The organism is Geofilum rubicundum JCM 15548 (genome assembly GCF_000974365.1).
GTDB classification, from domain to species: domain Bacteria; phylum Bacteroidota; class Bacteroidia; order Bacteroidales; family Marinilabiliaceae; genus Geofilum; species Geofilum rubicundum.
Map to the genome: position 1 here is coordinate 1 of NZ_BAZW01000021.1, position 26,741 is coordinate 26,741.

The 26,741-nt window shown below is 43.5% G+C and carries 26 protein-coding genes, 1 other RNA gene and 1 pseudogene; 15 read left to right on the forward strand and 13 right to left on the reverse strand.

Annotated features, from left to right (window positions below):
* Positions 1-84: 84 nt before the first annotated feature.
* From JCM15548_RS10635 to JCM15548_RS10645, 3 genes are all read left to right on the forward strand, one after another.
* Positions 85-714, forward strand: a complete 630-nt coding sequence (locus JCM15548_RS10635; protein WP_062125120.1) for an SPOR domain-containing protein — start codon at positions 85-87, stop codon at positions 712-714.
* Positions 715-719: 5 nt separating this feature from the next.
* Positions 720-1,098, forward strand: an RNA gene (gene rnpB / locus JCM15548_RS10640) — RNase P RNA component class A.
* Positions 1,099-1,136: 38 nt separating this feature from the next.
* A complete protein-coding gene (locus JCM15548_RS10645) occupies positions 1,137-2,450 on the forward strand; it encodes a YihY/virulence factor BrkB family protein (protein WP_227625711.1) in 1,314 nt (437 codons plus the stop codon).
* A 399-nt stretch (positions 2,451-2,849) separates the two neighbouring features.
* Here the strand turns inward: JCM15548_RS10645 and JCM15548_RS23845 are convergent, their stop codons facing one another.
* The 4 genes from JCM15548_RS23845 to JCM15548_RS10660 form a co-directional block, all read right to left on the reverse strand.
* Positions 2,850-3,050, reverse strand: a complete 201-nt coding sequence (locus tag JCM15548_RS23845; RefSeq protein ID WP_227625712.1) for a DUF2179 domain-containing protein — start codon at positions 3,048-3,050, stop codon at positions 2,850-2,852.
* Positions 3,029-3,433, reverse strand: a complete 405-nt coding sequence (locus JCM15548_RS10650; RefSeq protein ID WP_227625713.1) for a DUF2179 domain-containing protein — start codon at positions 3,431-3,433, stop codon at positions 3,029-3,031. The genes JCM15548_RS23845 and JCM15548_RS10650 overlap by 22 nt, the downstream gene beginning before the upstream one ends.
* A gap of 140 nt (positions 3,434-3,573) precedes the next feature.
* A complete protein-coding gene (locus JCM15548_RS10655; RefSeq protein WP_062125125.1) occupies positions 3,574-3,963 on the reverse strand; it encodes a thioesterase family protein in 390 nt (129 codons plus the stop codon).
* A gap of 126 nt (positions 3,964-4,089) precedes the next feature.
* A complete protein-coding gene (locus JCM15548_RS10660; protein WP_062125130.1) occupies positions 4,090-5,667 on the reverse strand; it encodes a peptide chain release factor 3 in 1,578 nt (525 codons plus the stop codon).
* Positions 5,668-5,780: 113 nt separating this feature from the next.
* Here JCM15548_RS10660 and JCM15548_RS10665 point away from each other — a divergent pair, with 113 nt between their 5' ends.
* Complete coding sequence (locus tag JCM15548_RS10665; protein WP_062125134.1) at positions 5,781-6,641, forward strand: histidinol-phosphatase; 861 nt, start codon at positions 5,781-5,783, stop codon at positions 6,639-6,641.
* A gap of 20 nt (positions 6,642-6,661) precedes the next feature.
* Here JCM15548_RS10665 and JCM15548_RS10670 read toward each other — a convergent pair whose 3' ends face one another.
* Together JCM15548_RS10670 and accC are read right to left on the reverse strand one after the other, a co-directional pair.
* Positions 6,662-7,165 (reverse strand): acyl-CoA carboxylase biotin carboxyl carrier protein subunit, encoded by a 504-nt coding sequence (locus JCM15548_RS10670; RefSeq protein WP_062125139.1) that lies wholly within the window; start codon positions 7,163-7,165, stop codon positions 6,662-6,664.
* A 129-nt stretch (positions 7,166-7,294) separates the two neighbouring features.
* Positions 7,295-8,806: an acetyl-CoA carboxylase biotin carboxylase subunit gene (gene accC / locus JCM15548_RS10675; RefSeq protein ID WP_062125143.1), complete on the reverse strand. Its 1,512-nt coding sequence runs from the start codon at positions 8,804-8,806 to the stop codon at positions 7,295-7,297.
* Between the two features lie 233 nt (positions 8,807-9,039).
* Here accC and JCM15548_RS10680 point away from each other — a divergent pair, with 233 nt between their 5' ends.
* The 4 genes from JCM15548_RS10680 (at position 9,040) to JCM15548_RS10695 (ending at position 12,314) form a co-directional block, all read left to right on the forward strand.
* On the forward strand, positions 9,040-9,543 hold the full coding sequence (locus JCM15548_RS10680; protein ID WP_062125146.1) for a ferritin: 504 nt from the start codon (positions 9,040-9,042) through the stop codon (positions 9,541-9,543).
* Between the two features lie 227 nt (positions 9,544-9,770).
* On the forward strand, positions 9,771-10,931 hold the full coding sequence (locus JCM15548_RS10685) for a THUMP domain-containing class I SAM-dependent RNA methyltransferase (protein ID WP_062125149.1): 1,161 nt from the start codon (positions 9,771-9,773) through the stop codon (positions 10,929-10,931).
* Between the two features lie 56 nt (positions 10,932-10,987).
* A complete protein-coding gene (locus JCM15548_RS10690) occupies positions 10,988-11,452 on the forward strand; it encodes a MaoC family dehydratase (RefSeq protein WP_062125151.1) in 465 nt (154 codons plus the stop codon).
* A 64-nt stretch (positions 11,453-11,516) separates the two neighbouring features.
* Positions 11,517-12,314: a M48 family metalloprotease gene (locus JCM15548_RS10695; RefSeq protein WP_062125153.1), complete on the forward strand. Its 798-nt coding sequence runs from the start codon at positions 11,517-11,519 to the stop codon at positions 12,312-12,314.
* 109 nt (positions 12,315-12,423) lie between these two features.
* Here JCM15548_RS10695 and JCM15548_RS10700 read toward each other — a convergent pair whose 3' ends face one another.
* Complete coding sequence (locus tag JCM15548_RS10700; RefSeq protein WP_062125155.1) at positions 12,424-14,061, reverse strand: DUF8614 domain-containing protein; 1,638 nt, start codon at positions 14,059-14,061, stop codon at positions 12,424-12,426.
* Positions 14,062-14,362: 301 nt separating this feature from the next.
* Between JCM15548_RS10700 and JCM15548_RS10705 the strand changes: the two genes are divergently transcribed.
* Positions 14,363-14,554, forward strand: a complete 192-nt coding sequence (locus JCM15548_RS10705; protein WP_062125157.1) for a cold-shock protein — start codon at positions 14,363-14,365, stop codon at positions 14,552-14,554.
* Between the two features lie 242 nt (positions 14,555-14,796).
* Here JCM15548_RS10705 and JCM15548_RS21650 read toward each other — a convergent pair whose 3' ends face one another.
* Positions 14,797-14,958, reverse strand: a complete 162-nt coding sequence (locus JCM15548_RS21650; RefSeq protein WP_157482663.1) for a hypothetical protein — start codon at positions 14,956-14,958, stop codon at positions 14,797-14,799.
* 282 nt (positions 14,959-15,240) lie between these two features.
* Here JCM15548_RS21650 and JCM15548_RS10710 point away from each other — a divergent pair, with 282 nt between their 5' ends.
* The 4 genes from JCM15548_RS10710 to JCM15548_RS10725 all read left to right on the forward strand — a co-directional run bounded on the left by JCM15548_RS10710 (position 15,241) and on the right by JCM15548_RS10725 (position 18,170).
* Entirely contained in the window at positions 15,241-16,416 is a 1,176-nt protein-coding gene (locus JCM15548_RS10710) for a PP2C family protein-serine/threonine phosphatase (protein ID WP_062125159.1), read from the forward strand.
* A gap of 79 nt (positions 16,417-16,495) precedes the next feature.
* Positions 16,496-16,834 (forward strand): sulfurtransferase-like selenium metabolism protein YedF, encoded by a 339-nt coding sequence (yedF, locus tag JCM15548_RS10715; RefSeq protein WP_083985089.1) that lies wholly within the window; start codon positions 16,496-16,498, stop codon positions 16,832-16,834.
* Complete coding sequence (locus JCM15548_RS10720; protein ID WP_062125164.1) at positions 16,831-17,955, forward strand: aminotransferase class V-fold PLP-dependent enzyme; 1,125 nt, start codon at positions 16,831-16,833, stop codon at positions 17,953-17,955. Before yedF ends, JCM15548_RS10720 begins: the two co-directional genes overlap by 4 nt.
* Positions 17,956-17,957: 2 nt before the next feature.
* Positions 17,958-18,170, forward strand: a complete 213-nt coding sequence (locus tag JCM15548_RS10725) for a putative Se/S carrier protein (RefSeq protein WP_062125166.1) — start codon at positions 17,958-17,960, stop codon at positions 18,168-18,170.
* Here the strand turns inward: JCM15548_RS10725 and JCM15548_RS10730 are convergent, their stop codons facing one another.
* From JCM15548_RS10730 to JCM15548_RS10745, 4 genes and pseudogenes are all read right to left on the reverse strand, one after another.
* Positions 18,171-18,842, reverse strand: coding sequence for a DUF2293 domain-containing protein (locus JCM15548_RS10730; protein WP_062125168.1), 672 nt, complete (start codon positions 18,840-18,842; stop codon positions 18,171-18,173). It lies immediately after the preceding gene.
* Positions 18,843-18,892: 50 nt separating this feature from the next.
* Positions 18,893-20,125: an exo-rhamnogalacturonan lyase family protein gene (locus JCM15548_RS25450; protein ID WP_369403693.1), complete on the reverse strand. Its 1,233-nt coding sequence runs from the start codon at positions 20,123-20,125 to the stop codon at positions 18,893-18,895.
* Positions 20,126-20,212: 87 nt separating this feature from the next.
* A pseudogene (locus tag JCM15548_RS25455) lies at positions 20,213-21,570 on the reverse strand (exo-rhamnogalacturonan lyase family protein); the annotation flags it as partial.
* Positions 21,571-21,593: 23 nt separating this feature from the next.
* Positions 21,594-22,298 carry a DUF6250 domain-containing protein gene (locus JCM15548_RS10745; RefSeq protein WP_062125174.1) on the reverse strand — a complete coding sequence of 235 codons (705 nt, stop codon included), beginning with the start codon at positions 22,296-22,298 and terminating at the stop codon, positions 21,594-21,596.
* Positions 22,299-22,646: 348 nt separating this feature from the next.
* On the opposite strand from JCM15548_RS10745, the gene JCM15548_RS25460 reads away from it, so the two are divergent.
* Complete coding sequence (locus JCM15548_RS25460) at positions 22,647-23,174, forward strand: tRNA-dihydrouridine synthase family protein (RefSeq protein ID WP_262487005.1); 528 nt, start codon at positions 22,647-22,649, stop codon at positions 23,172-23,174.
* 89 nt (positions 23,175-23,263) lie between these two features.
* Complete coding sequence (locus JCM15548_RS26620; protein WP_439645449.1) at positions 23,264-23,521, forward strand: hypothetical protein; 258 nt, start codon at positions 23,264-23,266, stop codon at positions 23,519-23,521.
* A 71-nt stretch (positions 23,522-23,592) separates the two neighbouring features.
* On the opposite strand, the gene JCM15548_RS10755 is transcribed toward JCM15548_RS26620, so the two are convergent.
* Positions 23,593-26,580: an insulinase family protein gene (locus tag JCM15548_RS10755; protein ID WP_062125176.1), complete on the reverse strand. Its 2,988-nt coding sequence runs from the start codon at positions 26,578-26,580 to the stop codon at positions 23,593-23,595.
* Positions 26,581-26,741 lie beyond the last annotated feature (161 nt).

Sequence of the window (26,741 nt, forward strand, 5' to 3'; positions counted from 1 at the left end):
GGCTTTTGGACGCTAATACTTTCATATGTTATGGAAAATTGCGAATTTTGACAAGATGGATTGTTTTAATTAAAATATTAAGCAATGAAGCTGATACGAACCTTTATATTAACCCTGTTTGTTTTTTCTGCCCTATCGGCTTATGGCGATAAGCTGGCGCATCTTAGAAGTGCCAGAAAAATTGTCACCGTGGAATCTATAACTGCCCCCTACTATACCATTCAAGTGGTAGCTCTGAAAGAGCCCCCTGGTAATGCTGCGTTTTTCACGACATTGACACAGGCCAGAGAATTCATTTGTACCGATGGATTTGTCAGGTATACGATAGGCGAATATGACACATTTGGACAGGCAGCACGTGATTTGGAGGCACTTAAAGCTCAGGGGTTTTCTGATGTTTTTGTGCTTAATACACGAAAAATCTCTTTAAAGAATTCGAATCAGACACTGGTTATCGATAAAAATGCGCAACCTGTTGCCGGAGTGGCGTATACCATACAGGTGGCAGCCCTTCGGTACCCGGTATATGTCAGTGAATTTGAAGAATTTGAGGATGTTCAGGAATATTATATGCGGGATCGTATTTATCGATATTGTGTCGGTAACTTTGATGGGGCAGTTGCTCTTGATGAGTTGTCAAAGGTACGGCAGAGCGGATATCCGGATGCCTTTTTGGTACCCGTTGAAAAGTATGCCTCCTTTAAAATAGAATAAATTGTGCAGCAGGCCGGCCTGTCGTTGACTGCTTTTTTGCAGTCAGAGGAAAGTCCGGACAACACAGAGCACCACGCTTCCTAACGGGAAGATGTCCGCAAGGGTATTGTAGCGTAACAGAGAACAACCGCCCTGCTTGTCGGGGTAAGGGTGAAAAGGTGGGGTAAGAGCCCACCGGTACTGTAGGTGACTATGGTAGCCGTACGTAACGTGGGTTGCAAGACCATGTATATCCCGGTTCCCTCTGGGAGCAGGGTTGCTCGCCCTGTTGAAAACAGCCGGGAAGGGTAGGTCGCTAAAGGTTATAGGTGACTAAAACCTTAGATTAATGACAGGCGCCAAATTTATTTGGTACAGGATCCGGCTTACAGGCTTGCTGCTTCAATTTATTTTTTCTGCAAACCATTTTAATTCCCTTGATTGTGATTAGTGAGAAAGTAAAAGCCATACAAAAATTTATAGAGGAGGATATCTGGCGCATGCGCAAGGATAATACTTCCTCGCGACAGTTTTGGGTTATTCGGACTTTCCGCATTTTTGTTTTGGCCGTTAAGCGTTTTCTTATTGATGATTGTATGGTAAAGGCTTCAGCGCTTACCTATTACTCCTTGCTTTCAGTAGTTCCTGTTGTGGCTCTGGCTTTTGCCATTGCCAAGGGCTTTGGTTTTCGGGAAAGTCTGGAAGAGCAACTGCATAACCGTTTAACCGGTCACGAGGAAGTCGTACAATGGGTACAAGAATTTGCCTTGAGTTATTTGGATAATACCAAAGGGGGGATGATTGCCGGTGTGGGTGTAGTGATCCTTCTATTTAGTGTTATAAAGATTTTGAGTGATATAGAATCGTCATTCAACGACATTTGGGACATTAAAACAGCCCGTAGCATGGTTCGCAAATTTAGCGACTATATTTCATTTATGTTGGTATCTACTGTTTTACTGGTAGTATCGTCCAGTTTTATGGTTTTTATCACCAATTCCATTGATGTTTTTAATTTAGGAAAAATTGCCACGCCCATCATTGCCTGGGCCTCCCCATATCTTCTGATTTGGGTGGTGTTTACCATGATGTTTATGCTCATGCCCAACACCAAAGTACACTTCACTTCTGCCTTATTTGGGGGCATGGTGGCAGGCACACTATTTCTTGTTGTCCAGTTTGCCTACATTACTTTTCAGGTGGGCATGTCGAAATACAACGCTATTTACGGTAGCTTTGCTGCTTTGCCTTTGTTTTTAATATGGATGAACGTGTCATGGTTAATCGTTTTATTAGGCGCTGAGTTATCCTATGCGCATCAAAATGAAAAAAGTTATGAGTTTGATGCAGATACGCAGACAATAAGTGATGACTATCGCCGATTGGTAAGTTTGTTGGTCGTAAAATATGTCGTAGGTTGTTTCAAAAATGAATGGCCTGCCCCCAGTTTATCTGATCTGTCGCTGAACCTTAAATTACCGATCCGTTTGGTGTCCGAGTTAATTCATAAATTAAAGAATTCTGGCATTTTAGTGGAAGTTAATTTTGAGGATAATGAAAAGGAAGCGGGCTATGTTCCTGCTTTTGATATTGACAAAATGACCATTACCTGCATTGTTCAGAAACTGGAGAAGTCCGGGGCATCTGATTTTCATTTTGAAGAAACGGCGGATTATAAGACCTTGCGTGGCATTTTGGATGAGTTTAATAAAGTTCAGATTGAAATGCCGGCCAATAAACTGTTACGTGATTTGTAGATGGAATTATCGACCTAAACACTTGGCACATTTTCTGATTTCAGGTCTTATTTTTAATCGCTCGAAGTCAATAGGTGCATGATTTAGAATTAAAAGGCAGCATTTTTTCGAAAAAAATGCTGCCTTATTATGGGAGCCGCACCAGTTGAGACTAATTAAACTCCTAGAAAACAGGAATTTGAGTGCATCTCAATCGCGAAGATCCTCCGTATCTTTCGATATCCCCGAAGGGCGAGGCCTGTCCTTAAAAAAGATAGCTTACTCGGTATGTTATTAGTGTTGAGTTTAACAATCACTAGTAACTGATGCGGTTTCTTTTGTTTCAATGAACGTATAACAAATATAGCATTTTGAAACGGGGTATGCAAGCAAATTAACCGGATTGTGCCGGTCAAAATCCTACTTGCCTTTGCGCCAGGGGAAACTGCCATAGCCCCGCATGATGGAGCGGGTAGGGAACACGCCCTGACTGGCAAAACGGATGTCTTCTATGGTATAGAAGGCTCTGGGGTTGTATTCTTTAATGATATTGGCCACCAGCTTGTAATCGCTGCGTTTGATGACGCAGTATATAATATTCACCCTTGAACGGGTCCCCATGCGTCGGTGGCTGTTACGCCAAAGCCTTCGTTGGCCAGCCTTTTTATCAGAGCATCACCCTGTTCGTGGGTGATGATGCGCAGATTCACAAATCCCAAGGCCAATCTTTCTTCTATTATCAGACCCACATAATTTCCTACAGCAAATCCAGCAGAATAAGCAATATAATACATCCAGTAATCCAGATTTTGGATGATTTTACTCATGGCCAATAACCATATAAAAACTTCGAAGAAGCCTAAAATAGGTGCTAATATTTTAAATCCTTTGGACACAAATACAATACGCAGCGTACCAATGGTTACGTCAGAAACGCGCGCTAAAAAAATGAGAAGTGGGATAAATACCCAGGTAAACCAAAATCCTTCATATAAAAAATCCATATGCTGTTCTCTTTTTTGTCGGGGTTATGCAGGCTGTTTAATTACCTGCTGATTATTGGTCTTTTGAAGAATGCGTTAATATCACGAATAAGGTTTATCCAGATTTTTCGGGACCGTATTTGGCATTTTCCTAAAAAAGACTATTTAAGGGATGCGTCAAAACTGTTTTTATTAATAATATAGCGGCTGTGAGCTCCAATGGCCAGTTCTTCATGATTTTCATTGAAAATGGCAATGTCAAAAAATAACTTTTTATTTTCAATATATTTAAGATGGACGATGCACCGTACTTTGTGTCCTAAACCTACCGGTTTGAAATGCTTAATATTGATGGCTGTGCTGACCGTTTCTTCATCCTCTTTCAGGTAGGGGCCAATTAAATTGGCCACTGCTTTCTCTATAATCAGTATAAGGGAAGAGGTGGATAAGGCTTGTACGCTCGATGTTTCAAGTGTACTGGCCAAATCTTCGGGCTCCACACGCTTCTCTAAGGTTAAACGAAGTCCTTCTTCCAGGAGATTGGTAGTCATTTTTACGCTGGTTTCTTGTATTTAATTTAATAGAAGCATCAGCCGCTCATGCGGCTGATTTATTCATTAATCAAAGTTAAATGAAATGTCAATAATAACCAACAGGGAGGCCGGACTATCGAAGCATTAGAATTCGGAGGTGAAATGAAATTTTATGTTTTTAAAACTTTCCTGTGCCATTTGAAGCATGTAGGAAGAGTCTGCCAAAAAAACATCTCTGCCATGCTTGTCTTTAGCCATAAACTGCGTTTTCCGCTTTTTAAAGTCATCCAGCTGTTTGGGGTCATCCGACTGAATCCAGCAGGCCTTGTACAAATGAATGGGTTCATAGCGACAGGAGGCTCCGTATTCATGCAACAAACGGTATTGGATCACCTCAAACTGCAGGGCACCTACTGTGCCAATAATTTTTCGTCCATTGAACTGGTTGGTAAAAAGCTGTGCCACACCTTCATCCATCAGTTGGTCGATCCCCTTGGCCAACTGCTTCGATTTCATAGGGTCGGCATTTTCAATGTATTGAAACAGCTCAGGCGAAAAGCTTGGTAACCCTTTAAAATTAAGGACTTCGCCTTCAGAAATGGAATCTCCGATTTTGAAATTACCGGAATCGGGTATGCCTACGATATCTCCCGGAAAAGCCTCATCAATAATGGACTTCTTTTCGGCCATGAAGGCGGTGGGACTGCTGAATTTCATTTGCTTGCCCAAACGGACATGCAAGTAATTGGTGTTACGCTGAAAATGACCAGAACATATTTTTACGAAGGCCAAACGGTTGCGGTGATTGGGATCCATGTTGGCATGAATCTTAAATACAAATCCGGAGAATTTGTTTTCATCGGGTTCAACCTCACGTGTTTCGGTTTTTGATGGCAACGGCGACGGAGCTATTTGAAGGAAGGCGTGTAACAATTCCTGAACCCCGAAATTATTAAGCGCACTCCCAAAAAATACGGGAGCCAGTTTTCCTTTCAGGTACTCCTCATGGTCAAATGCGGGATAGACACCTTGTACCAATTCGATGTCTTCACGCAGCGTTGCTGCTGCTCTTGGAGAAACATAGTCATCCAATTTCGAATCCTGGATGTCTTTGAATTCAATGCCTTGCTCAAGCGTCTGCTTGTTGGGTGTGAACAGGTACAGGTTTTCTTCGAATATATTGTAAACGCCACGGAACTCCGTACCATTGCCAATGGGCCAGGCCAGGGGACGCACCCCAATTTTTAGTTCTTCTTCAATTTCGTCCAGAATTTCGAAGGCATCGCGACCCGGCCGGTCCAGTTTGTTGACAAAAACCATCACCGGCGTGTTGCGCATGCGACAAACCTCCATGAGTTTTCGGGTTTGACTTTCCACACCTTTGGCAGCATCAATCACAATAATAACACTGTCAACGGCTGTTAATGTCCGATAGGTGTCTTCAGCAAAATCCTGGTGACCGGGTGTGTCCAGAATGTTGACTTTATAACCTTTGTAATCAAAACCCATGACAGAAGTAGCCACTGAAATTCCCCTTTGCTTTTCAATTTCCATGAAGTCGGAGGTGGCCGTTTTTTTTATTTTATTGGATTTAACAGCTCCTGCTACATGAATGGCACCACCAAATAAAAGTAGTTTTTCAGTGAGGGTTGTTTTTCCGGCATCGGGGTGACTAATAATTCCAAAAGTGCGTCTTCTTTTTATTTCTTCTTTGAATGTCATGTGGTCTTTCTTTTGAAGTGGCAAAAATAGTCAAATTCTATGGTTCTGTTGTTTTTTTATTCATCCGATTTTGTCTTACTTTTGAATAGAATACATGCAAAACAGACGAAGGTATGAGTTGGAGTAATTATCATGGTCATTGCTACTATTGCGATGGAAAGGAAGTGCCTGAGGCCTATGTAAAAGAGGCCCTGAAACAGCAAATGCGGGTCATTGGATTTTCGTGTCATGCACCCTTGCCATTTGAAACGGGGTGGACGATGCCGGCCGACAAATTGGACGATTATTTGACAGAAATAGATCAGGTTACGCGGAATGCCCCGCAGGGCTTGACGGTTCTTAAATCTTTAGAGGTGGATTTTATTCCCGGTATTATGGGTCCCAACCACCCCGACATTCAGGCTTTGGGCCTCGATTATGTGGTTGGTTCGGTACATTATGTCGACCGGCTTCCCAACGGCAACCACTGGTCAATTGACAACAGTAACAGCGAGTTTGCAGAAGGTATCCAGGAAATATTTAAAGGGGATGTTCAGTTGGCCATCCAAAGATATTTTGAACTTCAGCGCCAAATGTTGATGGAGGGAAGTCCGGATATTTTAGGTCATTGTGATAAGATTCGCATGCACAATTTGGTGCACCCTCATTTTAGTGAGACCGATGAATGGTACATCCGGGAGGTTCATGACCTTTTAAAATTGGCGGCCGAAAAGCAGGTTGTTGTTGAAATCAATACCAAGTATTTTACACGCAAAGGCATCTTTTTTCCGTCGCAGGACCATTTCAAATACATGTTTGATAATGGCGTTCGCGTCACCATTAACAGCGATGCACACCGTCCGGAAGCCTTATTATCAGGTTTTGCGGAAGTTGCTGAGCTCCTGTTAAAGGCTGGCTTTACCCATTTATGGGAATGGGATGGAGACCAGTTTTCCCCTCATTCTTTTAGTGAAGAGGGGATAAACTGGTCTTGATGGTATTTTTGAAGAGGGGCTTAAACTTTTATATCAATCATTAATTGTCCGTCCTTTACCAAATCATCTTCTTTTACGGCTACCTTGGTCACAGTGCCCTTTCCTTCGCTTTTTATTTCGTTCTCCATTTTCATGGCCGAAAGGACTATCAACGGCGTGCCCGCTTCAACCGTGTCACCCACTTTTACTTTTACTCTGACGATTTTGCCGGGCATGGGGGATTTTATTAACTGGTGCGCCTCTTTTTTCACTTTCCCGTTCGGACTAAATGCGACAGCCGGAAGAACGTCAATGTTGAACGAATTATAGAGGGTATTGACCTTGTAATTGCCTGGCTGGTCGCTGGCAATCATTTCCATATTGATACTGTTTCCGTTGTTTAAAATGGAGTAAACGCCTTCTTCGACTTTTACCACATCCAATTCGTAGGTCTTTTCTCCAACGGAGACGGTAAAAATATCTCCCTCCTTTTTAAGAACTTTGATGGATTTTTCTTTATTCCCTGATTTTACATGCATTTTCATGTGTTTATATTTTGTTTTATTTGCCACATGGAACTCGCCAGATAGTCATTATCCTGTGTGTGGAAGGCTGACTTCTGGCTCGTTTCATCTGTAATAAAATTGAGTTTTTCTTCAAATTTGGCGCTGATCTTAATAAGGATTGTGTCGGAATAAACGACCAAAGTTTTTCCAGTTAGAGCCACCCGGGCTTTGTTTCTTGGTGAAATCCATGCGCTTATTTTGTTGATTCTGATAATCCAGATAGGCCATGATCATGGCAATGTCTTCGCTCTCCTCGTCGCTTGTATCCGGTTTGGTTAATTCATCAATATGGTCATCAATGAAATGGGTGTTGTAATTGCCATCCACAAAGGGTTGGGCTTGCATGATGCTTTGAACAAAGGATATATTGGTTTTAACACCGGTTATTTTGTATTCGTAAAGCGCCCGTTTCATGCGCTCTATGGCGTCAGCGCGGGTAGGCGCCCATACAATGAGTTTGGAAATGAGCGGATCGTAATACATGGGTATTTCAAAACCTTCATAAACGTAGCCATCCGTCCGAACACCTAAGCCAAGTGGTTCCGTTATGTGGCGTATTAAGCCCGGACTGGGGTTAAAATTATTGACCGGATCCTCGGCATAGATGCGGGCCTCAATGGCATGTCCGCGTTGAATAATCTCATTTTGAGACATTTCTAAGGGTTCGTTATTGGCTACTTTTATTTGTGCCTTTACGATATCTATGCCCGTCACCCGCTCGGTTATGGGGTGTTCTACCTGCAGGCGGGTGTTCATTTCAAGGAAGTAGAAATTTCGGTCTTTGTCGACCAGAAATTCAACCGTTCCTGCCCCTGAGTAGTTGACAGATTTGGCTGCTGCGATGGCTTGTTCGGCCATGGCAGCCCGTAGTTCAGGGGTTATGAATGGGGAAGGGGTTTCTTCAACCACTTTTTGATGGCGGCGCTGCACCGAGCATTCTCTTTCAAAGAGGTGCACCACATGGCCATGGTTATCAGCCATGATCTGAAATTCTATATGGTGGGGCTCCAGCAGATATTTCTCCATATACACGGCCTCGTTTCCAAAAGCAGTACGCGCCTCTGATTTAGCCCGCAGGAGCGAGGGAATTAAATCCTCTTCCGATTTCACCAGGCGCATGCCTTTGCCACCACCACCGGCAGAGGCCTTTAACATCACGGGGTAGCCAATTTCACGCGCCAATTTTTTTATGTCTTCATCCGCTTCGGGGAGTTCATCTGTTCCGGGTACAATAGTGACGCCGGCTTTTTTCATCAGTGACCGGGCCGTCATTTTATCGCCCATGGCTGTTATGGCTTCAGCGGAGGGCCCAATAAATATCAGTCCCGCCTGAAGAATGCGATTCGCAAAATCGGTGTTTTCCGATAAGAAACCGTAGCCCGGATGAATGGCATCTGCTTTGCTCTTTTTGGCGATGGATATTATCTTATCTATATTTAAATAACTTTCGGAAGAAGGGGCAGGGCCCAGCCGATAGGCCTCGTCGGCATATCTAACATGCATAGATGTGCGGTCGGCGTCTGAATAAACCGCCACACTTCTAATGCCCATTTCACGACAGGAGCGGACGATTCTAACAGCAATTTCGCCACGGTTGGCTACCAATACTTTTTTTATCATAATTCTCGTTTTACCTGGTAATGATCTAGTTTATTGAACCATTTGATTGGTCAGGGAAAAAGTGCAAAATTTGTTAATAAAAATGATTGATTTCTAAAATCTTCTAGTAAACAGCCAGATTAGAAAGTTGTTTAATTAGAATGGTTCCAAATTGTGGATTTTGGTCCGGAGATGTTGAACCTTTGGTCGCTTAAACCCTTATATTTGGTACATAAAACTAAAAAAGTATCGTTATGCTGAATAAGAAAGTAGAAAAAGCCCTGGTAGCTCAGGTTGAGAAAGAGGGTTATTCATCACATCTTTATCTGGCCATGGCTGGCTGGGCTGAAAGTAAAGGGATGGAAGGCATTGCCAAATGGTTATATGCGCAAGCCGATGAGGAACGCATGCACATGCTTAAATTCATTTACTATGTGAATGAGCGAAGTGGCCGTGCGATTATCCCCGGTTTCGAAAAGCCGCCGGTTGATTTTGATGGTGTCAAAAAGATGTTTGAACAGGTTCTGGAACATGAGCAGTATGTCTCCAAATCTATTAATGACATTGTACAAGTTTGTCTCGATGAAAAGGATTTTACCACTCACAATTGGATTCAGTGGTTTGTTGAAGAGCAAATTGAAGAGGAGGCTTCGGCTCGTGCCATATTGGATAAACTGAATTTGGTGGGCGACGGCAGCTTGTATTTATTTGACCGCGACATCATGACCATGCGTGGTTCTGCCGATTCTGCTGAGTAGTAAAGCCCGGTAAGCTAAAAAAAAGGATGGCCTGCTGAGAGACTGTTTTAATCTGTATTTTAACAGTTTCTTGTTGAGCCATCCTTTTTTTTATTGTTACTTAAAAGCGATGTGTTATTTTTGTGCCATTCTTAGCATGGCCAAACTGGCCAAATAGAGAAGAAGCTGATTCGGTTCCTGAAGGACGGGACGTGTTGTAGCTGATAACCGATAATAATTGTATTCAAGTGAAGCTAGTAGCAAAAACATTTCATGGCCTGGAGCAGGTGCTTGCAGGGGAGTTAGAGGCCTTGGGTGCCAAAAACATTCAGATTCTTAAAAGGGCGGTATCTTTTGATGCCAATAAGGAGTTGCTTTATAAAAGTAACCTTCAGTTGCGCACTGCCATACGCATTCTTCAACCACTAACGACTTTTTCTGCCCGGCAGGAAGATGAACTTTACGCCGCGGTGAAAGCCTATGACTGGTCGCCCTACCTGAAAGAAGATCAAACGCTGGCCATTGATGCGGTGGTGTTTTCACGTTATTTTACCCATTCTAAGTTTGTGGCCTTGCGTGTAAAAGACGCCATTTGTGACCAGTTCAAAGAACGTACGGGCAAACGCCCCTCTGTCAATTTGGAGCGGCCCAACCTTTTAATTAATGTGCATGTGGCGGAAGATAAGTTTACCTTATCGATGGACAGCTCTGATGAGCCGCTTAATCGCCGTGGCTACAGAACCAAAGAACATCCTGCTCCCATAAATGAGGTTTTGGCTGCCGGACTGGTGATGCTTTCGGGTTATGACGGTTCTCAGCCCTTTTTAGATCCCATGTGTGGTTCGGGTACCATTGTTATGGAGGCTACCATGATTGCTGCCAGAATGGCACCAAACATGAAGCGAAAAGAGTTTGGTTTCCAACGTTGGAACAACTATGATCCGGAATTGTGGAAAAAGGTTTACGAGGAAGCTAAGAATCAGGTGCGGACTCCGCCGGAGCGCATTAACGGTAGCGATATTGCCTTGAGTGCGATTGATGTTTCGAGGCATTCGGCACTTGATTTTGGTTTAAAGCAGTACATTGATTTTACTGTGGCGCCCTTTAGTGAAGTGCATCCCAAGGGCAGGAATGGTATTGTAATCATGAATCCGCCTTACGATGAGCGTTTAAAATCGAAGGATATCGTGATGCTTTACACGGAAATAGGTACACAGTTGAAACATAAATTCAATGGCTGGCAGGCTTGGGTGATCAGTTCTAACTTCGAAGCCATTAAAGTGATTAGTCTGAAGCCGGCCGAAAAGCATACTTTATTTAACGGGTCGCTGGAATGCCGCTTTCAGAAGTTTGATATGTATGAGGGGTCCAAGAAGATCAGGCGCCCCATAAAGTCAGGTGACCAATAGTCCTGATGAGGACGGAAAACAAAGCGTTTTCTTATTGACAATTAAATAATAGCACTATGAGCAAAGTTACGATTAACAGTTTTGACGAGTTGGAAAAACTAATTGGACACGAGTTAGGAATTTCAGAATACCATACGTTTACCCAGGAACAGATTCTTTTGTTTGCAGATGCCACGCTTGATCACCAGTGGATACATACCGATCCGGAAAAGGCTAAAACGGACTCACCCTTTGGTGATACCATTGCGCATGGTTACCTGACTTTATCGTTATTACCACATTTGTGGAATCAGATTGTAGAGGTGAAAAACCTAAAACTTCAGGTGAACTACGGTATTGAAAAATTCAAGTTTAATCAGCCGGTTTTGGTGAACAGCCGTGTGCGATTGGTGGCCAAATTAATTAATGCGGTTAATCTTCGCGGTGTTACAAAGGCCAATATTGGGGTAAAACTGGAGATTGAAGGCAATCGAAAGCCTGCCTATGAGGGAGAAATTGTGTTTTTATACCATTTCTTGTAGTGCAGTAAATGTTTTTGGGCAGATGATTTGCGTAAATCAGATTGTTTTAAATAAATCGATGAAGATGAAAAAGCTGTTTTTTTTATTTCCTGTGTTGGCAGCGTTGCTGTTAGGTAGTTGTGATGACGGCAAAGTCAACTTCTTCACAGTGAATCAGGACATCCAGTTCGGTGAGGAAGTTTTGGCTGAAATATTGGCAGATCCCGCCACTTATCCCATATTGTCAGAGTCGGAATATCCGGAAGCTTATGCGCATGTTAGAAATATTCGCAACAGCATTCTGGCATCAGGAGAGTTAAAGTATGCCGATCGATTTGATTGGGATGTTTATATTATTCAGGATGATAACGTTTTGAACGCCTTTGCGGTTCCGGGAGGAAAAACTTTTTATTATACCGGATTGATTAAGTTTCTGGATAATGAAGCTTCATTGGCAGGAGTCATGGCGCACGAAATGGCCCATGCCGATAAAAGGCATTCCACCAGTGTGATGACGAAGCAATATGGATACTCTGTTTTGTTGTCTGTCATTTTGGGTAGCAATGAATCTACCGCTGTTGATATTTTAGAATCACTGGCCATGGGCTTGGGTTCGCTTAAATTTAGTCGTGATCATGAATATGAAGCAGATGAGGCGGCTGTGACTTATTTGTACCGTACGGATTATGATGCCCGTGGCGTGGCTTATTTCTTTGAGAAAATGGACCCGGAAGAGCAATCTGCCGTAGAAGTCTATTTAAGCACCCACCCCAGTCCGGTTGACCGCATAGAGAAAATTCATGAACGCCATCAGGAGTTGGGCGGAAAAGAAGGGGATAAGTTCACAACCCAGTACCAGGAGCTCAAGAATAAATTGCCATAGGTCTTATTTTGAAATTGATTTTAATCTAATAGGTCACTGGTGGCTGTGCCATTAAAATAGAAAAGGGGGCTTTGAGCCCCCTTTTCTATTTTACCTTAAGATGCCGCCTTTATTGCAGGCCCAGCAAGTCGGGACCTTGCTTAAACCTTATATCGACGGGAATGCCTGATTGGTTAATGCGGTCTAAATCAGATTGCAGCGCTTCACGGGTAAAGCCCATTTCCGCCAACAAAGCTTTAGCGCCTTCATAATCACCATTGCCTTGCAGTGTGAGTGTTTTTTCAGCCAGTTGATTGATGGCTGCTTTCATTCGTTCAAAGTCCACTTTGTAGGTTTCGGTTTCTGCATCGCGCGAAAAAGCGCCTTCCTGTTCAAAGAAATAGAAACTCAGCATATTGGATTTTCCATGGGCCGAAGCAGCTCCAAATCTAACGGAGCGAAATATGCCTGCCATAAAGGTGACGTAATTATCCATCAAATCTTTTTCACTCAACTCACCCATTTCAACCAATTGTCCCACCATATATAATCCGAGAATATCTGCCTTGTTCTCCTCAATGGAGCTGTACAGTTCCTTGTGTGCGTCGCGGACCGTCCCCCTGTCGTTGATGGTGTTTTTAATGCCCAGGCCGTGCGCCACTTCGTGAAACATGGTGTTTTCAAAAAAGGCGTCAAAAGTGATGTGTTCCTGTTGCGCTGCATCAATCAATAACTCGCTGATGGGTACCAGTATCTTATCGAATTTGTAGCGCATGGCATTTTTTAGCTGGAGTTTGCGACTGCCTTTCTCAATATGAACAATGGGATCGTTGGGCAGATTAATGGCAATGGTCTTACTGCCGGCATTGCAATCGCCGGCATAGTAAATCGCGTCATACACCCCCATGTCACTGTCGCTACCGGGAACTTCAGCCTTATAGGCGTCATCCACCGGTAAACCCTGCTGGAGGTCGGGCAACAAGGCCGTGAAGCGATCCAGGCGCTGGCTCCATTCCATATCTTTTATGAGCAGGTAAGCTTCATGGGCTGCTTTGTAGTTGAAAAGTGCATCTTCGTAGTTCTCGATGGGACCCACTACAAAATCGATGTTGTTCTCACGCATGTCCATCCACGCCATATCGCTGGCCAGATAATCATCGGTGAGCAAAGCCTCTGCCCGCAGGTTCAAATAATCTTGCAGCGGTTGGTACGCAGCCAGCTCTGCTGCCTGTCGCAACAAAAGGGCTGCTGCCTTATGCTGTTCCCTGTACGCCACGCTGTAAGGAACTGATACCAATGATCCATCCGCATTGCGGCGAATGAGCGTATATAGACTGCGCTTATCGTCCGATTCAAAAGCCTCAAACTCTTCGGTGGTCATGTCGGCCGGATAAAAGCCTGAACCGGCCGGTTTTGGTCCCACCCCTTCCACAAAGGGTTGGTTGTTGTTCAACCTTTCCCAGGGGCCATAATTGATTTCAATAAATGCTCTGGTGGCTTCATCCTTAACCGATGATAGCAGCACGTCTTTATCACCGTAGGCTTGTGTCCAGAAAATGTGGTCCATAATCCTGGCCGCTTCAATTAATAAGGGCAGCATCTGTTTTTCATTCTCGCTCAAATGGGAGAGGTCTGTGGTCAGTTCCACTTCTACAAAATCATTTACTTTTTTCTGCATGTCACTTCTTGTTTCCTTTTGGGGCGTACATGAGGCTATCAGACTTAAACAGCCGATGCCGATAAAAATTAAAACAGTTAATGGTCTCATTGGTTGAAAGTATTTTTATGGAAGAATGATTAATGACAGAACGGGGTTTTATGTCTTGTTTTATAAGACAATAGTTCGTAAAAGTTTTTTATTTGCTTAATTTACAAGTAGTTATGGTTTAGTTGCCTGTATGCTTAATTGATTTATAATTAAGGACTTGCTCTTACCTAATACCTAACGACCTAATAATCTAATGACCTTTTTAAAAGATTGTGATAAAATTAAGTGTTTTTTTTCAAAAGATTAGAATTTTCCAAAATATTACCGTACGTTTGTATCATTAATTAATATCAATATTATCATGAATAAAGGAGTAGTAAAATTTTTCAATGAAACCAAAGGTTTCGGATTTATTAAAGATGAAAGCTCATCAGAAGAGTATTTCGTACACGTTTCAGGTCTGATTGACACTGTCAATGAAAATGACGAAGTTGTTTTTGACTTGACTGAAGGACGTAAAGGATTAAATGCAGTAAATGTTAAGCTTGCTTAAGTTTATATCATTATAAGTATTTATGAATTGAAAGAATCCCTTTGCTTAGGCAAAGGGATTTTTTTGTACTAAATAGTGATGTTTAATAAGAGGGTGCTCGCATTTAAGCTGTTTGCCCCAAAGATTTCCGAAGGTTTATTAAAAAATTGCTATAAACAACAAAACAGATTCCGGCACAAGGGAATCATGCGCCATAGGAATCTGTTATTGTTTTGATGACTTAATTGGTATCTTGCGTACAATTAGGGCTTTTTGCCTTCATTTTTTCTAGCCATATACCTGCTTCTTGCCTCTTCAGCATCGGCTTCAGCGTTGATATAAATGGTAGTTCTGGCATCAATGACTACTGCTTGCATTTTGTTTAAATCAGGCGATTTAATAACATTCCCTTTTTTGTCCTGCATAGTGTTCCCCTTTCTATTATTAATAATCTGTTATAAGCATCTCGTATGAATGGCCGGCAAGGGCTATTGGTGATGAGTTGTATTAAGAAGATTTACAAGTGTTTAACGGATGTGCATGGCATCAAAAAACTGTTTATCAATATGCAATAATTCATAAAGATAATGATTTTTTTGTTGTTGTGCAAATTAAAGATTATGAGAAGATTGGCAGGTAAGCTTGGCAAGGGGCTTGATAAAGCGATTCCAATTGATTAAATTTAATTAACCATAAAACTGAACGCTATGTTTCAACAAGCACCTGTTCTTTTATTGGTGGATGATTCCAATGTTAATTTGGAGATTCTTAAAGACATTCTTAAACGCTATCCATTATTAACGGCAACTAATGGCAAAGAGGCCCTACTGTTAGCTACTGCAGAGCCCAAGCCGGATCTTATATTGCTGGACGTGGTCATGCCGGGAATGGATGGTTTTGAAACTTGCCGGAAATTGAAAGAGCGAGCTGTTACAAGGAATATTCCTGTTATTTTCATTACCGGACAGAACGATTCTGATCATATTTTAAAAGGTTTTGAAGTCGGCGCCGTTGATTATATCACCAAGCCATTTAATATTCCCGAGTTAAAAGCGCGTGTAAAAACCCAGTTGACCATTAAAATGGCCCGAGATCAGAACCTGCGTTTATTGCAGAAGATCGAATTGGTGAACAAGCAATTGACAGATAGTATCAGGTATGCCCAAAAAATTCAAAATGCCAGTCTACCCAAACAAACGTATTTGGATCAGGTGATGCCGGAGTATTTTGTTCTGTTAAAACCCCGGGATATTGTAAGTGGTGATTTTTATTGGGTGGGAGAGGTGGACAGCCGATTGTTGGTGGTAGCTGCTGACAGTACCGGCCATGGTGTGCCGGGCGCCTTTATGAGTATGTTTGGTGTGGCCTATCTGAATCAGATTGTGGGCTATCAAAGCGTTTCCATTCCTTCACAAATTCTGGATCGATTAAGGAGTATTGTTATTGATTCCTTTCAACAGACCGAATCAAGTGAAGTGAAAGATGGCATGGATATAGGGGTTTTAAGTATTGACAGAACCCGGAAAGAGATAGAGTTCGCCGGTGCTTTTAACCCGCTGTATATCATCCGAAATAATGAATTAACCATTGTTTCGGCCGATCATATGCCTGTTTCTATAGGAGAAGTTGACAGGCCTTATCACAATCATATCATTCCTTATCAAAAAGGGGACGCTCTTTACTTATTCACAGATGGATACGCCAGTCAGTTTGGTGGTCCCGATGATAAAAAAATAAAATCAACCGGGTTTCGTCAATTGCTTATAGAGCATCACCATTTGCCCATGTGTGAACAGAAAACCATTTATGACCAGTTTTTTGAAGAATGGAAGGGAAATGGTGAGCAAGTGGATGACGTCCTGCTGATTGGTATCCGACTCTAATGTTTGATGTTTTTCATGTTTTTTGTAGGCAAACCCAGAAATTGTTGCCATTTTGGTGGCAAGTTTAAATAAAGAAATAATGGACCAATACCTTTTGCAAATAAAAAGTGAATGTATGGGAGTGGGGGATGAAGCGCTTGGAAAAATGCTCACCCGATCCTTTTTGAATAATCTGATTACCCAAAAAATCTTGCCTTCTCATATTGTCCTATACAACAGTGGGGTGCTTTTGGCTTTGGACGGCACTGATTCTGCCAACGCCTTGAAGGAGCTGGAAAAAAGAGGTGTTGAAATTTTAATGTGTGGCACCTGCATCGATTATTACCAGTTAAAGGATAAAATGGCTCTTGGAAAGGTCAGTAACATGATGGCTATAACCTCACAACTCATCGATGCAGCTAAAATAATTACTTTGTGAATACCTACTTCGATAACTCAGGCACATCCTTTCCCAAACCTCCTCAGGTAGCTGAAGCGATCTCCAGATATTTAAAGGATGGTGGAGGAACCTATGGCAGAGCTGCTTATGGCCGCGCCTATGAAGCAACTGTATTAGTAGAAGAATGCCGGGATAAATTGGCCGAATTGATGGGGGGATCTAATAGTGCCCAAATCGCTTTCACGGCCAATTCAACCACTGCCATTAACACCATAATAAAGGGATTGTCATTACGTGGTAAGCGGGTTTTAGTCTCACCTCTTGAGCATAATGCCGTGATGCGTCCCTTGTTATTTCTGAAAGAGACGGAAGGGGTCGCGATTGAAATGCTTAAGACCCATAGCGATGGTGTGATTGATATTGAGGCCCTGGATCTAATTACCCGTTCTAATATTGGTTTGGTGGTCATCAATCATCAAAGTAATGTGAGTGGTGTTGTGCAGCCTGTTTCAGATATTTGTAAATGGGCCGCAGATATTCCTGTTCTGATAGATGGGAGTCAGTCGGTTGGACATATCCCCTTGCATCTTGAAGAATGGGGGGTGGATTATTTTGCCTTTACCGGACACAAAGGTTTATTAGGGCCGACCGGTGTGGGTGGGTTCTACGCCCGTGAGCCTGGAAATATAACCCCACTTATTCATGGTGGTACAGGCAGTGCTTCTGATAGTTTTGAAATGCCTGCTTTTGTGCCCGATAAGTATCAGGCAGGAACGCCGAATATCGTTGGAATTGTGGGTTTGCTGGCGGCACTTAATAACGTCCCTCAGCCAATGACAACATCGGCCGACCTGCGTAAGGGGATTCAATCTGTAGCTTCACTAAAAGGTTTCAAAGTGCTGTGTGCCTCCTCAGAACATGAGCAGGGGGGCAGCTTCTCTTTCACACACGCGGAGTTATCTCCTTCACAGTTGGCACGTGAGTTGTATGATAAGTACGGCCTAGAGGTGCGTTCCGGCCTTCATTGTGCACCTGCAGCCCATCGCTTTTATTCAACCTTTCCGCAAGGATCAACGCGTATTGCCTTGTCTGCTTATCACTTCCCGGATGATTTGGTCTACCTGTTCGGTGCCTTAAAAGAAATAGCCAGTCGATTTTAGTTATGTCAATAGTCCTTATTACTTTTCAAAATGTTCATCTGGTGATTAAAGCCGATAAACTGCTGCGGCAACGGCAATTTATTTGTAAAATAGTACCGGTCCCGGAACATATCTCCTCAGAGTGTGGCATGTGTATCGAAACCAACATCGCTAACCTGCAACAACTTCAGCAATTGTTGCGCGGCCATAGAATGGAACATACTGTTCACATTTGATTAAGCAGGGCGGCCAATTGCTTTTTGAAGCGGGCAGTTGGCGTCCACAGCTATACCTTGCCGATATTTCCTGAGTAGTGCAACGGAATGCTCGGCCAATAAACGCCGGACCCGCCGCCTTTCTCCTTTAATGCGTTTAATGGAGAGTTGATCATAGGCGGTGGTGTTGTGTCGCATCCAGGCAATGACTGCACGTGAAGCCCTTTCTTCTATAGGAATCATGGAAGTACGCGCTACGGTGCCACTCCCAATGGGAATGGCATGAGCAGTCACCGCATGGGCGATGCGCTTCTCAATCTCCTTGTGTGTTTCGTGAAAGTTGAGAAATTGTTGAATCGTCTGAAAAAACTCAGACGCATAAGCGCTTTGTTTTTGGTCACGTCGGGCAAACGCTGAAAGTTGCTTTTTTTTATAAGCTTCCGTCTCACGCACTGCTGCCACTTCCTGTTGTGCTTGACGAATGGTTTGGGAAGGCGCCCAAACCCCTTTAGAAATGGTGCGCCTTCCCTTTTTTATTTGGACCCGCCAGTATTGACCCTTCGCGGTTATTTTTCGGGTTATCCCGGCATCACCAGCTGGTTGAAAGGCCCAATTGGCAGGCGGGCTTGTTTTTTCTCCGTATTGATTAATGAGCGTGCCGTTGGGGCCTGGTGTTACTATGCAAATATCCATCCGTCTGATTATGCTTAATTTGTTGTATGCGCCATGCAGGTTATATTTGGCTACAATTCTTCCGGAAAATTCTCAATAAAGCGCAATATTTGCAGGGCCGCCAAACCCCATTGGGCCGAATAATTGGTTGATATCCCTTCTGCCTCGCTTACCGGATTTAAGGAATAAGGTCCTTCCACCACCTTTACTTCCGGAATAGCAAGCGTTTTTTCCGGATTATTTCGGGTAAACTCATTCCAAGCCCTTTCAGCCAGCTTGTCACTGTTTTTTTTCATGGCGGCATACGCTGTTAATCTCGAGTGCCCCTGCGGAAGACTGCGATTGTTCGATACACTTCCCAATTCCTTTTTCTGCTTGTTGGGAGAGGCGTTATAGAATTCGCAATATCGAATCCAGGCACTTTCGAAAGCAGGCATATCGATCAAGTCAACCAATTCGCTACAGATTTCGACCAGTCCGAACACCGCATTCAGGTGCGAAACGCTAATGCCCTTTCTATCAGAAATGTCAAAGGCGCCGCTTTCAACATTCATTCGGCCAGACCCAGTAAAAAAGCCCTTGGGCTGCGCAGCAATGGTCTCCATGCTATTTACAAGCCGCTGATAGGATTTTTCGTTGCCGGTTCTTTCCCAGTCGGTCAGCCAGGCCGAAGCTATTGAGCCCCAATCGGTACCAAAACTCAGTCCCACCATGGTCGAGTCAGAAACATCCACATTGGCCCGCTTGCGCATGGGAGGCACATCGTGTAAGGATTTATGGGCTTCCAGCTGTTCGTCCATTAAATCGCCGATGCGTTCATCGGCCGTTAAGTAATAATAAAAGCGCCGGTTGGCAACGGTGCTGATTCGTAATTGTTTGGCACTGCACCCCCAATGGAGCACGTTGTGCCGGGAACCCAGCGGGGCAAACGGTCCTATATGGTGCACATCCACCTCACCGGTGTGCCGGGTCATGGCTTCTGCCATTCTAAAGGCATCAGCCCGGCCCGAATGCAGGAAATAGTACCACAGCCAGATGTCGGTCGCCAATTCTGAATTGTCCCAGGCGTAACCACCCACATCGTATCGCCAGACGTGGCGATCCGGATCATAGGTATGCATCACATCACCGTAATCCCAGAAACCATACCAGTTATGCTGTTTCACTTGTTGCTGGTAATAATCAAACAGCCAATTCAGGCGCTCATTGATTTGTGCCTTCACCGGGTGTGGCTCCGTTTCTTGTTGAACCGTCCACAGTCCCCCGAATACACCACTCTCCTGAATGTGATTCATGTCTGCCATGAGCACCGGTGGTTGTGCCACCGAGGCCGCATAAGAAACGAGGTCCTCTCGGGCTGGTGTTGCACTCACCGCCCAGAGGTTAATTTCACTGGTTCTGGCAACGCCAATGGGGCGTCCAAAACCGGGTTCATAGTCTTCATAAGTAATCTCCAGTCCTTCCCACTGCGCTTCATAGGTATCCATACCCATTCCATCATGGTAAAAGCGCAAATCCATTGCCTTGGCGTCTGGCGCCCACAGCCAAAGCGTCACCTCGGCCTGGTCACTGATGGCGTTGCGGATATCCAGCTGGGCAGGGTATGATTGCCAAAAATTTTGGATGCCGAAGGCCATTCCGCCTGCAGGTGATCCTGCATAGCTACTCCGTTGGAACGTTCTCCCTGAGCCGGGTTCAGCCATGTATGACCTGTTTGTGTTCTTTTTCGAATTTGAAAAGCATGCGGCGATGATTGAAGCAGGGTGTAATCGCCAAAAGAGGGTATATAGGGCAGGCCCTTTCTGACCCTTTCCGGAAAGGCTTCGAGTGGCGGCAATTTTTGTCCATCCAATTGAGCCGAAATAATTTCCTGACCCGGATCGCGACGCAACCCGGTGAGACCCTGTACCGATTCACCAAATAGACCACCCTCTTCAGCCGTGAAACGAATGTGGCGGTCGTACAATTCTGATGCGTGCATGGGCACTTCAAATCTTAAACCGATGCCACTGATAAAATCTTTTTCTTCATCTCCATCATAAATAATGGTGTGCATCAGCCGGATGTTATCGCTACCGGCATAAAAGTAGAGTCGTACGACAAATGGCAGGAGGGTTTCATTGTTACCGGCTATATGTGTCCCCTCCACCTTAACCACTGCGCGAACCGGTCCGTCCTGTTCCACTTCAATACCACTTATTTGTCCCTTGAAGGCTGTGGTCACCACAGGCGTCTTCGCATCTGTCTCCGGGGTGTTTTGCCGCAATACCACTAAGTGTCCGTTATTGGCTGTCTTAACACCATTTTTCAGTATCGATTGAATGATGTTGTTTCCCTGTTTGTTTAACACAGCTTCTATAGAACCAGTGTTTATGGTGATGGCATGGTCATCCTCACTCAAGGCAATGGTTTTGGGGCGATCCGCTTGTGTGCCAGCGGCCAGCCTGAGGTTGGCCGACAGGTCTTCACCGGGAGCCAGCGCAACTGCTGTCCATTTAACAGAGCCGTCCGGCCAAAAGGCCAGAGGCCAGGTCTGTATCGGTAACGCACCATCGTTGTCGCTCAACAAGTTAAAGCTTTGATGGGGCTGAACAGTGCCTTTGGCCCAGGGTACGCCAAAAGTAGTGCCCGAAAAGCGCTCCGGCATTTGCTTATCCAGCCAATTAACAGCCGTTTCCTGGGCGTTTAATGACGGGCTGGTCATCAGGTGGGTTAAAAGGATCACTAAAAAAGCACTGGTTGCACGCATAGCAAAGGGATTTAAATAATGGACTAATCTAGGGCATAAATATTTATGTAATCGATGTGGTGTCGTGACCAGGTAGAGCGAAAACCAAAATATCCACTGCTTAAGGGTTGAGGGTCTTCATACTCAAAGAACAACACATCATCCATCCAGTAGGATATGTGGCCATTGTCAACCTCAATTTTTACCAGATAGGTTTTGTTGGGTTTTAGCAAAAAGTCCGGTTCGTTTTTTTCCTCAATGATAATCCTTTCACCTTCTCCGTCATATTTTCTGAATCGGGTGGTGCTGTTATAGTTCCCGCCAACACCCACATAGTATTGAGAGATATCGTCGTATTCTTCAAATTTCCCACTGCGGGTAAATAGATTTTCTTGTTTTGGGTCGGAGGCCATCCAGAATTGGTTTAAATCAGATAAGCGGTCGTTGGCTCCCTCCTCAACCATTACTGTTCGTTGATATTCAATGATATAGTTGCCTTCTAATTCCTGATTGAGCCAAACCGTGACACCACCTTCAGTATCGGTAATGAGTTGCCCGTCTTCAACGTAGACACTGGAGTTTGGGGTGGAATCCATTTCGACCACCCAGACTTCAGGATCTAAGCCCTTTGAAAAATCTTCGCTGAAAATCAACCTGGGTGTTTCTTCATCGTTTGAACGTTTACCAAAAGAACAACTAAAGCTCACCAGGAGGATGATTAAGCTCAGGATGGGGGTTGTGTTTTTCATAGATTTTTTATTTATCTGGTTTTTACCAATTTAACTATCTTTGCGGGATTAATGGCAGAGGATTTATTCATAAGAGGTGTAAATATAAACAAAACGAATGAGATTTTTTAAGCTTGTTTACACAAGAAGTGCTTTTAGAAGCTTTTTAATTTATTGAGCCACTGCCCCAAGTTTTTGTCTTTGTTTTATTGACTGTTTGGGTTTCAGTGCCTTGAAAAAACACTCATCATCATCGTGTTGGGCAGCCCCATTCATTTATTCATATGTTGATTCATGAGTTGTACCATATTATCATCTCCATTACAGGGGTTTACAGATTACAGGTTTAGAAATGCCCATGAAAAATGGATGGGCGGGGTGGATACTTACTATGCGCCTTATATTAGGTTGCAGGGGCATTTAGACATAAAAAAATCCTATATGAGGGATCTGCTGCCCGTCAACAACAGCGTCCGACAGCTAATCCCCCAGGTGATGACCAATAGTGCCGAGGAATTTCTTTTTGTGGCCGCTTTTGTTCAGGGGTTAGGATATCAGGAACTTAACTGGAATTTGGGATGTCCCTATCCCATGGTTACCAGACGAGGTCTTGGTTCCGGACTCTTAAAGCACACGGGCAAAATAGATGACTTATTAAGAAGGGTCTCAGACGAATCAGAGATTACGGTATCTCTTAAATTACGTTTGGGTTATGACGATAGCCACGAAATTTTGAATTTACTGCCTGTTTTGGAAAAGCATAAAATCAAAAATCTAATTATTCATCCAGATTGGGAAAGCAACTTTATAAAGGAGAAGTCGATCTGGATACATTTCAACAATGTATTGAAAATACCAGTCATTCTATCACCTATAATGGCGACATCCACTCAGTAGCCAAATTCAGGGAGCTTAACCTGCGCTTTCCAGGTATAAATAGTTGGGCGCTTGGGAGAGGGATCATTTCTAACCCTTTTTTAGCGGAGATGATAAAAACGGACAATGAACAATGGCCCGACCATTGGATAGAATTATTTGGTCATTTTCATGATACGCTTTTCCAACATTATGATGAGGCGCTGTCAGGGACCAAACACATTGTGCTGAAAATGCAAAGTTTCTGGGAGTACTTTTCGCGCTTATTTTCCAATCCCCATAAGGCCCATAAAATCATTAAAAAGGCCAGGAGTATTTCTGCTTACCATGAAGCGGTCCGTACTATTTTGGCTGGGGAACGGGTTTGAATTCCAACCAAACAATTGTGCCGGAACAAACCGTTCCGGCACAATGTAAGGACTTAAATTTTAATTAATTACTAGTTGGTAACGCTTTTGATTTCCATGAACAGATTTTCGTTGTCCTTAATTTTCTGGTCATTTCCATAGACACATATGACATCCTGAGCCAATACGTCGGCCATCATCTCTTCATAACTTCTGATGTCCTCCACTGAAGTGGTGAGCACGGCATGGCGCTCTGCTTCGAGCTTCGCCTTGGTTTGTTTGGTGAAACAGTTATTAATAGCCATAGAGCCTCTTTGAGAGGCGGTAGTGGGCCGATCCATATTCGAAATGGTGCCAATAATAAAGCGGGTCATTTCTGTGGAATCCACGTCAAATGCTTTTAAAAATTCAGGAGCTGCATCGAAGTTTTCCAAAGTTTCCGATAAATTCGGGTCGCGGTAAGAAGCAAAAAGCGCATTGCCTGTGGAAGAAATTTGTGCCCATCCGCCATATGCACCGCCCATCACGCGAATTTTGTTTTGCAAATAGTCGCGCGACAATATCTGATTCAGAACCTGCATTTTGCCATCCCACTCATATCCGAGCTTTTTATAGTCATAGCCTTTAACAACATACTGGACCATTGATGAAGAGGTGAGTCCTTCATTTTTGACCTCAAAGTCGAAAGCCCAGGTGTTGGACTGGACTTTTTCATTGGGCAGTGTCCCTATGAATTTTTTCAATTCTTGCTGGTAGATTACATAGTTCTCTTCAGAACAGGTGATACCGGCTATGAGGTTTTGTTTGTTAAAAAGCAGGCTCGCTGTTTGTTGAAGCTTTTCAACAATTTCAGCACCATTCTTGTCGAAATTGTCGGTTAAGTCGGTAATGAAGTTGTAATAGGACAGCCCATCGGTTAATTCATTGAACATGCCCCGGTTGGTGTAATAGGAGGTTGTCCGGGTCATGGCATACTTAATACCATTGTTCTTTACTTCCGATTCAACCTGAGATTGATGACGGGTGATGACCTCTTTCAGACGTTCCACATCTTCCAACTTTGAATGATTGAGAATTTCTGAGGCAATGTCGAACAGCTGGCCGGTTTTGTCCTCTGTGGCCTTGGCCGTTACAACAAATTTGGAAAGAAGTTGGTCATCCGAATTGTTTTCAAGATAGGAGCTTAAATAGGTATAGAATCCGCCGGTATGGATATTCAGGGCATTGTCCAGCTCCCCAAATGTATAGTTCTCCGTATTTAGCTTTCCGATAAGTTCTGTCATTAACCTTCCGTATGGAATCAGCTCCTTTGGCAGGGCATGCATGTCGAAAAACAGGTTGGCATACACTATATTGTTGGTAAAATCATTGTAATGCAATACAGGAACCTCAGAAACGCTTTTTTCTACTGTTTCATACCATTGTACATCCTCACTCACATCGGAGAGCGCCAACATAGGTATGGTGGCCAATGCTTCCGGAGAATCCTCTTTTTGCTGAGCTTCTTTAAGTGCTTTGGTATCCGCAATTAGTTGTTCGAGTTCTTCCTGGTTCAGGCTGGACTTGTATTCAGCCAGTTCTTGTGTTGTTTTTTCTGCCAACTCATTTTCCAGTCCCGGTTGTGGTTCTAATACCATAAGCAGCGCGTGTGGATTGTCAATAAGGTGCTTCTGAACAATCGATTCCAGTAAACCATTTTTTATCCCCTCCTTAACAGCGGCCAGAGGTTTTTCAAATTCCAATCCGGCAAAAGGGTTTTCGTCAAAAAGCAGACTGTTTTTCAGGGCAAATAAATACATTAAACCTTTTTGCGGTGTATTGCCTTCTCGTAATCGAAACTCCATACGGTTAACGATTCCCTCCACCGTTTCGGTGTCAAATCCACTGTCCACTACATGTTTTAAAGTGTTGAAGAACAGGTCGTCAAATTGTTCCTGATCCTCCAGATTGGCATTCTGAACGGTTACTTGAAAAACATTTTGCATGGTGTTGTCCACCCATGCGTAAATATCTTTGCCTATTCCGGCCTCTTGAATGGCCAGGCGCAATGGGGCCGATTCATGGTTAACCAGTGCTTCACTCAGAATGTCCAAAGCCATAACCAGTTCCTCATCGGTATTCAGTCCGGCCACAAAATTGTAGCTTAAAAAGGTCTGGTCCTCCGTTTCGGATTCCAAAGGAACACTGTAAGGTTTTACAGCGGTCTTTTTGGCATCAAAAGGTGCTTGCAAAGGAATCTCAATGACTTTGTCGGAGGTTTCATACGCGTTGAAATAATTTTGATCCAAAAAGCTCAGTTCCTGATCCAGGTCAGCGTCCCCATACAAAAGCACAAAACTGTTGGAGGGGTGGTAGTAGGTGTTGTGGAACTCTTTAAAATACGCCTGGGTCAGTTTGGGAATGGCTGAAGGGTATCCACCTGAGGAAACGCCGTAGGTATTGTCAGGAAACAATAGTTTGTATATCTGATAATCCAATTCCCGCTCAGGGCTTGAATAGGCACCTTTCATTTCATTATAGACAACGCCTTTATAAACGATATCGCCATCCAGACTATCCAGTTCATAGTGCCAGCCTTCCTGTTTCAGAATGTTGGGATCGGAATGCAACAAGGGATTGAATACTGCATCCATGTATACATGCATCAGGTTGAAATAATCTTTTTCGTTCATGCTGGCCACCGGATAGGTGGTGAAGTCGGATCCGGTCATCGCATTTAAAAAGGTATTTAAAGAACCTTTCAGAAGTTGGTCGAAGGGACTTTTAACGGGGAAGTTTTTGGAACCGTTTAAAACGGAATGTTCCATGATATGGGGTGTGCCGTAATCATCGGCCGGTGTTGTTTTGAAGGAAACAGAGAATAGTTTGTTGGCGTCATCGGCCGCAATTTTCATGAGTCGTGCCCCACTTTTCTCATGAACGAAATAGAGGCAGTTGGCATTGACTTCTTCCACAAATCTGTTCTCAATTAATTGGAAGCCATGGTAAACTTCTCCTTCCTGGTAAGAAGCACTTTTAGTACAAGCCCCCAAGAGGGCCATGATGACAATAGTCATTAATGGTAAGGCAATGTGTTTCATTTTTTAAGGTTTAAAGTGAAGATTCAGGAGCAAAATCAGCAGGTGTGTGAATATATGACTTCTTTGCTCAATCATTCAATAAATTTACCATAAAAATTGATAGGAGAATTTTTTTTGGTGATTTATTTTTAAGAAAGAGAATTTTTGAAGGATGATAGTCT